This is a genomic window from Candidatus Frankia alpina, assembly GCF_902806485.1.
In the GTDB taxonomy this organism is placed as follows: Bacteria; Actinomycetota; Actinomycetes; order Frankiales; family Frankiaceae; genus Frankia; species Frankia alpina.
This window is the reverse complement of sequence record NZ_CADCWT010000176.1, coordinates 1-10378: the sequence shown is the minus strand read 5'-3', so window position 1 is coordinate 10378 and position 10378 is coordinate 1. Positions and strand designations below refer to the sequence as shown.

At 71.0% G+C, this 10378-nt stretch carries 7 protein-coding genes and 1 pseudogene; 6 read left to right on the top strand and 2 right to left on the bottom strand.

The window, feature by feature from the left end; translation table 11 throughout:
- The first annotated feature begins 133 nt into the window (after positions 1-133).
- The 3 genes from G6R25_RS17175 to G6R25_RS17165 all read left to right on the top strand — a co-directional run bounded on the left by G6R25_RS17175 (position 134) and on the right by G6R25_RS17165 (position 5577).
- Positions 134-1819: a CocE/NonD family hydrolase gene (locus tag G6R25_RS17175; protein ID WP_163553803.1), complete on the top strand. Its 1686-nt coding sequence runs from the start codon at positions 134-136 to the stop codon at positions 1817-1819.
- A 478-nt stretch (positions 1820-2297) separates the two neighbouring features.
- Positions 2298-2912: a hypothetical protein gene (locus G6R25_RS17170; protein ID WP_163553802.1), complete on the top strand. Its 615-nt coding sequence runs from the start codon at positions 2298-2300 to the stop codon at positions 2910-2912.
- 184 nt (positions 2913-3096) lie between these two features.
- Positions 3097-5577, top strand: a complete 2481-nt coding sequence (locus tag G6R25_RS17165; protein WP_235948814.1) for a helicase-associated domain-containing protein — start codon at positions 3097-3099, stop codon at positions 5575-5577.
- A 627-nt stretch (positions 5578-6204) separates the two neighbouring features.
- Here the strand turns inward: G6R25_RS17165 and G6R25_RS25315 are convergent.
- Together G6R25_RS25315 and G6R25_RS31735 are read right to left on the bottom strand one after the other, a co-directional pair.
- Positions 6205-6852, bottom strand: a complete 648-nt coding sequence (locus G6R25_RS25315) for a LysR substrate-binding domain-containing protein (RefSeq protein ID WP_272871458.1) — start codon at positions 6850-6852, stop codon at positions 6205-6207.
- Positions 6853-7043: 191 nt separating this feature from the next.
- Positions 7044-7181: pseudogene (locus G6R25_RS31735) on the bottom strand (LysR family transcriptional regulator); the annotation flags it as partial.
- A gap of 188 nt (positions 7182-7369) precedes the next feature.
- Between G6R25_RS31735 and G6R25_RS17155 the strand changes: the two are divergent.
- The 3 genes from G6R25_RS17155 to cas6 all read left to right on the top strand — a co-directional run.
- The gene (locus G6R25_RS17155) at positions 7370-8188 is read left to right on the top strand and encodes an NAD(P)H-binding protein (RefSeq protein WP_235948811.1); all 819 of its coding nucleotides are present in this window, start codon (positions 7370-7372) and stop codon (positions 8186-8188) included.
- 392 nt (positions 8189-8580) lie between these two features.
- Positions 8581-8823: a hypothetical protein gene (locus G6R25_RS17150; RefSeq protein ID WP_136447363.1), complete on the top strand. Its 243-nt coding sequence runs from the start codon at positions 8581-8583 to the stop codon at positions 8821-8823.
- Between the two features lie 799 nt (positions 8824-9622).
- The coding region (cas6, locus tag G6R25_RS17145; RefSeq protein ID WP_235948808.1) for a CRISPR-associated endoribonuclease Cas6 at positions 9623-10378 on the top strand (756 nt) is incomplete at its 3' end.

The following is a 10378-nucleotide window of genomic DNA, read 5'->3' as shown; positions in this document are numbered from 1 at the left end:
GACCGCCCTCCGCAGAAAGCGATGGAATTCCACCACCTCACGGCACGGTCAACGACATGGCCAACGGCACGGTCTGACGTCGCCCGGCGATCTGACCTGTTCTGCTCCGACTTCCGGCAAGGAGACACCACGCGTGGCCACCAGCCCCCAGAGAACGACGGTCTTCGATTTCGCCCCCCAGGACCGGGCCCTGCTCGACGCCGAGATCCGCGCGTTGGAGAACCTGGACCGCGGTGATTTCCGGGAGCTTCCGTCGGCGACCGCCGGCAAGTTCCAGCAGTTGCAGGGATCGGGGACGTTCGCGTCCGTTCGGATTCCCGGCGCGGACCCGGACGTCCAGCTCGACGCGGGTGTGTTCGTCCCGCAAGGCGCCGGGCCGCATCCGGTGGTCGTCCTGCCGGCACCGCTGGCGCCGACCGGCTGGCGTTCCTACCCTGGTATGCTGGCGAACTTCGCGATCCGGGGCTATCTCGCCGTTGCATACAGCGAGCGGGGCCTGGCCGAATCGACCGGGAAGATCGACGTCGCCGGGCCGCGGGACCGGGCGGACGGCTCCGCCGTCATCGACTGGATCCTGGAGAATCATGCCGACCGGGCGAACCCGGACCAGATCGCGTTCGCCGGATCGTCCTACGGCGCCGGCCAGAGCCTGATCATCGCCGCGCACGACGACCGGGTGAAGGCCATCGCCGCGCAGAGTGCCTGGGCAGATCTTGCCCGCTCGCTGTACGAGAACGAGACCCGGCACCTCGCGGCCTTCGAGGCCCTCGCGGCACTGTTCGGCGAGGACCGCCTCTCCGACGAGGCGCGGCAGATCTTCGAGGAGTTCCGCGCCAACAAGAACATCAAGAACCTGCTGGACTTCGGGGCTATCCGCTCGCCGATCAGCTACGTCGAGCGGCTCAACGCCCGCCGGGTACCGATCTTCCTCGGCACGTACTGGCACGAGACGATCTTCTCGGTGCCGGCCGTCGTCGAGTTCTTCAACCGGCTCACCGGCCCGCGCCGGCTGCTGGTGCAGATCGGCGACCATGGCGGCGACGAGATCCTGGGTTTCCTCGGCGGCTGGAGCCGGCCGACCGCGACGACCTTCCGCTGGCTGGACCATCACCTGCAGGGCAAGGACAACGGCATCGGCCAGGACGGCAACGTCCACACCGAGTACATGCACAACCTGTTCGACCTGCGTAAGTCCAACGACTGGCAGTCGTACGTCCAGCCGACCCGGCGGTTCTACCTCGACCAGCCGCGCAACGGCTCCACCGACGGTGCGCTGGCGTCCCGGCCGGCCACCGGGTGGACGACGACCATCCAGGCGGGCGTGGACACCCCCGCGCACGTCGCCGAGCAGCTCGTCCAGACCGGCGTCCTGGAGCGGCTCGGCGCCCCCGCCATCTACGACACGGCGTCGATCTCGCGGCGGGACGCGGCGGTCTGGGTGACCGAGCCGCTGGTCCAGCAGAGCCAGCTCACCGGCAACGTCCGGCTGCACCTGACGGTCCGCCCGTCCGTGGCGACGGCGACGATCGTGGCCCACCTGTTCGACGTCGACCCGGGCCGCACCAAGGGAAAGATCATCACCGGCGCGCCGTTCACGCTGCTCAACGACCGCGAGGGCGAGGCCCGCGCGATCGACATCCAGCTCCAGCCGGCGGACTACCGCATCGCCGCCGGCCACCAGCTCGCCCTCGTGATCGACACCAGGGACCGGCTGTTCGGCGACGCCACCGTCGACGGCAGCCAGGTCGAGTTCGCCTCCCCGGACGGGGCCGCCTCCTACCTGGAACTGCCACTCGCCGACCTCCCCGACGCGGAGTAGCGGAGTAGCCCCCACGCTCCGCTCGGCGATTCGCCTGTTGATCGGATGGAACAACGGCTGGGCCCGTGTGGTGGACGCCGCACGGGCCCGGTCCGCGGGGGACGCCGCCGACGGCCGAACGGCATTCGACGGTGGTGCGGCCGTGGCGGGAGGAACCGGTGGGGCAGGCCGGCGCGGACGGCTAGGCTCAGCTGCTGCGAGCACCACCGCCGCCACCGCGATCCGGAGGCGTCCATGAACCCCGACGTTGCGCCCGACGCGCGCTTCACCCGTGCCGTGTACACACGGGCCCAGACGGCCCGGCACGTCGGCCTGGATCCGGACGACCTGCACCGCGCCTCAAGGTGGCTCGTCACCAGGGTGCGGGTGGGCAACCAGATCGGCACGAGCCGCAACCCCCGGCCGCCGATCGTCACCTCGATCCGCCGCCCCTCGCCGCCCGAGCCCCGCATCCCCTTTCGTCGGCCTCGCCGAGGCCGTGGTCTATGCGGCCGTTCGGCAGGGAACCTCGCTTCCGCAGAGCCTTGCCGACGGGGCGCTGCGCACCATCCGGGCGGGCCTGGGCGGTGCGCACCCCCTGGCCGGCAGGGCGTTCGTCACCCACGCGCTCACGGTGCTGCGGAACTACTCCCGGCACGAGGACGCCGCCCCCGGGATCGTCCAGGCCGTGACCGCGCCGGCCCGGCTGCCCCCGTCAGCCCCACCAGCCCCGTACGTCTCACCGAACCTGCCGGCTCTGCCCGCCGACGGGTCGGAGTTCGCGCTGCTCGTCGCCCGGGTCGCCGCCCACATGGACTATGGCGAGGACGGCTACGCCCGCCGGATCCGACTACCCGGCTATGCGACGGCGAACGTGATCGTCGACAGCGGGGTCGCCGGCGGCCGGCCGTTCTTCGCTCGTGGCGGCCCGACGGCGGACGTCGAAACGATCCTGCGGCGGCATCAGGCCGGCAGGCCGATCGGCGAGCTGGCCGACCGGCACGGCATCCCCTCCGCCGAGATCGCCGAACTGGCCGATCTCACCTGGCCGGACCCCGAACCACCCGCCACGCCTCCGCCACCCGCCACGCCTCCGACCGACGATCACCTTTGATAGTCGGCGTTCCGATCGGGGCCGCCGAAATGCCGCCCGACGCAACGCCCGCGACACAGCCTCGGCGTAGTGGCAACCCGATCCCCCAGCCCGTCGGGCCGTCACGGCGGGCGCTGTTGTCTTCTGCGTGACCGTCTCATCGCCGGTTAACGGGCCGTCGGACCCGGCCGGCACAATGGTGGCGATGTCTTCCTCACCGACCTTCGCCACGCACCTGGCGGGACTCGACCCAGCGGACCTGTCCGCCGTGCTGCGAGCCCGGCCCGACGTCCTCGTCGAACCGCTGCCCCGCGGGTTCGAGCAGCTGGCCCAGCGGCTGGCCGACGGACGCTCGCTGAGCCGAGCACTCACCGAGATGGACCAGGACGGTCTGAAGGTGGGCATGGCGGCGGCCATCCTGACGGGTCCGGTGATCGTCGGCCGGCTGGCCGCGCTGCTGGGCGCGCCCCTCGAGGCGGTGGGCGCAGCCGTGGACGGGCTGTACGTCCGCGGGCTGGCCTGGCCCGCACCGTCCGGCGCCGAGGGCGGCAAGGGCGGCGATGGCAGCACGGGCGGCACGAGCCCGTCGGATGAGACCGTCGTCCACCTTCTGCCGCTGCTGGCCAGCCACTGGTCGAGGCCGTTCAACGGCCTGCGCCCGGCCAGCCTGGTCGCCCGCGCTGCGCTCGTCGAGGATCTGCGGACGACGGTGCGCGCGCTCGGCGGCGACCCGCTGGAGCTGCGCAAAGCCGAGCTCGCCGACCTGTGCACCCAGCTGCTCACCGATTTCACCCGGGTGGCGGAGGCCGTCAACCGGCTCCCGGCGGCGGGCCGGGAGCTGCTGACGGACCTGTGGCTCGCCACCGAAAAGGGCCTACCGCTTCCCCTCCTGCTGGCGGCGCAGGACCGCCGCAGCGGGGCGGGCGCGGCCCGGGCCCTGGTCCGAGCCGGCCTGATGCTGCCCGTGAGCGGCCACGTCGAGCTGGCCCGCGAGGTCGCCGTGAGCGTCTGGTTCGCCGACCAGCGCCCCGGGCTGAGCGGCCCGCCGGACATCCCCCGGCCCGCGGTCGACCCGGCCGGGGTGCGCGCAAGCGCACAGGCGGCCGCGCAGGACGCGGTCCGCCACGTGACGGCGCTGCTCGACGAGGCTGCGGCCACGCCGCTGGCGTCACTCAAACGCGGGGGGATCGGCGGGCGGGAACGGCTCCGGCTGGCCAAGCGGCTGTCGATGCCGCCCGCGGACCTCCCACTGTGGATCGACCTGACCGCCACCGCCGGCCTGCTCACCCGCGACGACCCCGGCTACGTCCCCGGGTCGGAGTTCGCCGCCTGGCGGGAGGAGACGCCGAGCCGGCAGTGGGCCGCGCTCGCGCTGGCCTGGTACGTCCTGGAACATGCGCCGACGGCCCGGGAGATCGACGACGAGCGGGACGTCTCCCCGCCGCTGCCCGTGGAGTCCGACGCCGGCCTGCTGCGCCACGCCCTGCTGCGGGGCGCCGCCGGCGGCCGGTCCGCGCGGCTGACCGGCGAGAACATCGACTGGTTCTTCCCCCTGCACGGCTATCCGGACCAGCTGCGGACGGCCATGGCGGCGGCGACGATCCGCGAGGCCGAGCTGCTCGGCGTCATCGCCGTCGACGTCCTGACCGACCTCGGTGACCGGCTGGCCACCGCCGCGCCCGACCTCACCACCCTCACCGGGCCCACCAGCATCTTCCCGTCGCCCCGCGCCCTCGCCACGGCGATCACCGCCGCCGCGGCGGAATTCGGCGACCACTGCGCCCGCCTGCTGCCCGAGTCGCGGGCCAGCCTGATCCTCCAGTCCGACCTCACCGCGGTGGTCTCCGGCCCGCCGACCGCGGCGATGGCCCGGGTGCTGCGCGCCGCCGCCGAACCCGAATCCCGCGGCGCCGCCGGGACCTGGCGCTTCACCCCCGCGAGTGTGCGCACCGCCCTGGACGCCGGCTGGTCCGCCGACGAGCTGCTCGGCGAACTGCGCGCCCGGTCCGATCACGAGCTCCCCCAGGCCCTCGACTACCTCATCGCCGACGTCGCCCGCCGTCACGGCCACGTCCGCGTCCGCGGCCTGCGCAGCGCCATCCTCGGCGACGAGCCGACGACCGCCGAGCTGCTGCACACCCGCGTCCTCGCCAAGCTGAGCCTGGCCCGGCTCGCCCCCACCGTCCTGTCCAGCCCCGAGGAGACCAAGACCGTCCTGGCCGAACTGCGCCGCGCCGGCTTCTACCCCGTCCCCGAGGACGCCACCGGCGTCGTCATCGTCCCGCCGGGCCACACGCCCGATCTTCGGGGCACTTCGCCGGCTTCCGCCAACTCCGGCCGGCCCCGAGCCACCGACGGAGCACCCCGGCGGGTGACCCCGGAGAAACTCGTCACCCGCCTGCTCACCGCCGCCGCCGAGGGCGTGCCCCTGCCGAACCCCCTGGTCCGCGAGCTCGCCAGCCTCAACGACCGTCTGAGCGACAGCGAACTCACCTTGCTCGCCGAGGCTGTCGAGTCCCGCGGCGATGTGATGATCGCCTACCGGGACAACAACGGCAAGCGCACCGTCCGCCGCATCACCATCCGCGCTATGTTCGGCCGCTGGCTCGACGCCTGGTGCCACCTGCGCGACGACGACCGCGAATTCGCCATCGCCAACATCCAGGCCATCTCCCCCGCTGGCTGACCACCGCGGCGACGCCTCACCTCACCGACCACCGCAGCCGCTCCGCCCAGCGGTGATCCCCCAAGGACGATCAGCGATGCCCAGCCAACACCCAATCCATCTCGCCTCCGCGGCGATGCGATCCCTCCAGGGATGATCAGCGACCCCATGGTAAAGGTGCAGGTCAAGGGTGGTGCAAACCGGGTACAAGATGGCGATCTTGCAGCGGTCCGACGGTAATGCAACTGCGCAGGTCAGAACCATGATCAAGAAAGGATGTCCTGGACGCTCGGGATGTGCCCGGCTCGCTTTGATGCGTCATCCCGGTAGGTGGCGGAGGTGCCCGTCCAGCGCCGGCTCGCCGATGACGGCGGAAGCATGGCCCCACCGCGTCCCGGCCCGCGAACTCGCAGGCCTCGACGAGCGCCTGAGCGACATCGAGCTGGCTCTCCTCGCCGGCGCCGTCGAGGCCCACGACGACGATGATCGCCTACCGGGACAAGAACGGCAGTCGCACCGTCCGCCGCGCAACGCCGCGCATAGCCGCTCGCTCGACGCCTGGTGCCACCCACGCAACGACAGTCGCGCCTTCGCCTTCGCCAACCTCCGAACGCCATCTTCCCCGCCAGCTGACCCACGGCAAAACCATCACATCATCGCTCGCTGCGGGGTCTCCGCGTCTGCCTGGGCGTCCGTCTGGACAGACTTCGCGACGGCGGTGGCCGCGCGGACGAAGGCGGCGACGGCCGGTGAGCGGGAGTCCTGCGGCCAGGCCAGGGCGAGCGTGGACGGGGGGAGATCGCTGACGGTCCGGTAGACGATGCCGAACCTGCGATGCCGGGATACGACCGAGGCGGGCAGGAACCAGATGATGCTGCCCAACCCAACCAGGTTGAAGATCTGCGCCAGGTCCAAGGAGACCGGCTGGGTCCCGGCGACCCGCCCGCGAAGCGCGGTCTGCGGCTGCTGGCGGCCGTTGTGGGTGCGCGCGGTCGTAGGCGGCCGGCCGTCCCAGTCGGCGGGTGTGCCGTCGGGTAGCGATCTGCCGGCCAGGTCGGCCAGGCGCAGGCAGGAGCGGGCGGCCAGCGGATCGTCGGCCGCCAACGCGAGCAGGCGGGGCTCGGTCACCAGTGGTTCGACGTCGAGGTCTCGGTCGTCGAAGGGGGCGGGCAGCAGCGCGATGTCCGCCCGGCCGTCGCGCAGGGCGGGCACCTGCTCGCCACGGCCGCCGAGCAGCAGCTCCACCGGGAGCGCCGCGTCCTCGCACTGGAAGGCAGCGAGGATCTGCGGGAGCAGCCCGGCGTCGAAGTCGGCCTTGAGCGCGAGCCGCAGACTCGGCGTCGGCTGCCCGGCGTGCCGGGCAGCCGGGCGGCCGCGGCGGCCGCGGCGGCCGCGGTGACCGCGGTCCGGGCGTCGTACAGGAAGACCTCTCCCACCGGGGTGAGCGCCACCTGACGCGTCGTCCGCTCAAGCAACCGCACGCCCCCCAGGTGACGCTCCAGCTCGCGGATCGCCCGGGACAGCGGCGGCTGCGCCATGCCCAGCCGTTCGGCCGCCCGCCCGAAGTGCAGCTCCTCCGCGACGGCCACGAAGTACCGGAGCTGCCGGACCTCCAGGTCACTCATATCGGCACGGTATCAATGCGGTGCAGATCGGTCCTTCAGCCCCGCGGCCGCGCCGGATTGACTGGGTGGCACCGACGCCGACGCGCGGACTCACATAACCCGCTCACGCCGTCGCCGCACAGATCATCTCGGTCTCACGGGCGCGAGGGCGCCTCCCGGATGTCCGAAAGCAACCACTGGAGATTGCCTTGATCGTCGTCACCGCTCCCACCGGCCAGATCGGCCGACAGCTCCTCGACACCCTCCTGACCAGCGGCAGGCCCATCCGCGTCATCGCACGCGACCCCTCCCGCCTCCCCGCGCACACCCGCAAAAGCGTCGAGATCGTGCAGGGTTCGCACAGCGACGCCGACGTCGTCACCCGGGCCTTTGCGGGCGCCGACGTCGTGTTCTGGCTGGCTCCCCCGAACCCCCACGCCGTGAGCGTCGACGCCGCCTATCTCGACTTCACCCGGCCGGCGTGCGACGCCATCGAGAAGCATGGGGTCAGTCGGGTGGTCGGCATCTCGGCCCTCGGCCGCGGGGTAGCCCTGGGCCGCAACGCCGGACTTGTCACGGCAGCCCTGGCGATGGACGACCTGATCGCGAGCACCGGCGTGCACTACCGTGCGCTGGCGATGCCCGGCTTCATGGACAACATGCTCCTCCAGGTCGAGGCGATCAGGAACCAGGGAACCTTCTTCTCGACGCTGTCCGGCGACCGTAGGCACCCGACCTGCGCCACCCGCGGCATCGCCGCCGTCGCCACCCGCCTGCTGCTCGACGACTCCTGGACGGGGCAGGACGACGTCCCGGTGCTCGGCCCCGAGGACCTGTCCCAGAACGGCATGGCGAAAATCATGTCCGAGGTGCTCGAACGTCCGATCCGCCACCAGCAGATCCCCGGCGAGGCTTTCAAGGCGACGCTGACCGAACACGGCATGTCCGACGCGATAGCCAAGGCCATGCTCGACATAATGACGGCCAAGGACAACGGCCTCGACAACGCCGAGCCCCGCACCCCCTAATTCACCACCCCCACCACCTTCCGCCAGTGGTACACGGAAATCCTCAAGCCAGCCATCCTCGCCTGAGCACCCCGCCCGGCCCCCCACTCCCGAAAGTCGCTGCCCAACACACACCGTGCCGCAATCCTCTCCAGGAATGATCAGCGCACCGTCGCGGAGCACGGTCGGATGGCTCATTGGTGCTCGGTCAGCTTGTTCTCGGTCACGCTCCGGCCGCCGTCGGGCTCCCGAGCAATCGGGCGGATCGGCGCCGTCGCACGCCCCCCACCTCCTAGAAAGCTCCATCCGTGGGGTTCACATTCTGACAACGGACGCTGCGCCACATGCATCTGGCCAGGACAAGTGACCTGCACCACGGCGCGCCGCCGCAGTTCGGCACTGATGATAGATCGATGAACTCCGACCCCCTGATGACCGTCCTCGAGGTGGCGGACCACCTCAGGATCACGCCGTCATCTTGGCGGGCCAACGTGGCGAGCGGTGAGGCTCCGGCCGCCGACGACCCCGACACCGACACCGATCGACCGGCGAACCGCCGCAGGCCGCGCTGGCGGCGCTCGACGGTCGACGAGTGGAACAGAACTCGCCGTCGCGGGCGTCCAAGTCAGGACACCCCAGCGGCCAATCCTGCCTGAGCTGAAGGTCCTGTCGAACCGGTACACCCCGCAACGATCACAAATGCTGGCAACGCCGGCCAGGCCGAGGGCACAATTGGAACCCTCGGGCGTCTGCGGCCCTGGTTGCGATCCTACGAGGGATGATCAGCGACGTGCACCGCGGTCGCGACCGCCACCTCACGGATGCGCCGGTTGCGATCCCTCCAGGGATGATCAGCGAGGCGGCGCGACCCCGGGCGACGCCGCGAACCGACTCGTGTTGCGATCCCTCCAGGGATGATCAGCGAGCCCATCGTAAAGGTGCAGGTCAGGGGCGCCGTAGGGCGGGGGTGGAACGGCGATCTTGCAGCGGTTCGGCGGTAATGCAACTGCGCAGGTCAGAGGCATGATCCAAGATGCGTGATCGAAAAGGGTGGACGGCCTCGAGACGGTGGCCTCCTTGGTCTGTCGCCTGACCTGTCACGCCGCGCGGAATGACGTGGGCCTGCCCGAGGAGTACAGCATCCGGACACATCACGCGTCCGCCCGTGGGCTGGCCGACGGGCGAGAGCGGGGACAGGTAGGACGAGGAGGTCCGCGGAGGGACGAGCAGCCCCGGGCCCCGGCGCCGGGCAGTGCGTGAGCCCAGGTCAGGACATGGGCTTGAACGGGATTCGCGTTGGCTTTAAAGCAAGGCATTCAGCATACGTGCAGATCAGGCTGTACGTCTGTCGAAGGGCCGGAATTGCCGGTCGTCTCGTGGCTGCGAGATCCGGTCGGGGTGTTCCTTGGCCTTGTTGCGTTACTCAGACCCCCGCCAGCAGTGGGTGGTGCGACTGTGCAAGACTTCCTCGCCGTGCGGTTGGCGGCCCGGTCGCCGCCAACCGGACTGAACGGTCCGCGCATGAACGGGGGATGCATGAGATTTCGGGTCGATCTTGCGGCCGACGGATCGGCTCTGCAATGGGATGATGTATTCACGCCTGCGCGGGCGTTGGCTTACGACCTGATCCGCGGGCAGGATCCGGAACTGGCCGAGGAACTGCACGAGCGCGGTTACGCGGGCTCGTCGCTGCGCCCGCTCGGTATCTCGTCGCCGCAGTTCCGCGGAACCCGCAAGAGCCGCGGCACGTACGCAACCTCTGCGGACGGGTCGCTCTGGCTTGGTTCACCGGTGCCCCGCGTCGCCGCCGCGCTGCTGGCCGGCATAGCCGGTCGGCAGACTCTCCGCTGGGCGTCGCTGCGGCTCGCTCTCCGTGGTGTTCAGCTTGAGTCGACTCCCGACCATAAGGCGGGCGAGGCGCTTTTCTCGACGCGCACGCCGATCCTCGTCAAGTGGGAAGACCGCTATATCCATCCGGACCATCCGCATTTCACCGAACGGCTCAGCCACAATCTGCGACACAAGGCGGACCTTCTTGGCCTGCCCGCCGGCAATGACATCGAGGTCATCTCCTCCGGACCACCCCGCAAGTTCCTCGTGCAGCGGGTGCCGCGGCACGGCAGCACGGCCGAAATCCGTATCCGCGCGGATTCCACTCTCCTCGATGCCATCTACGACTGGGGCCTCGGGCTCGGCACCAACCCAGGGCCC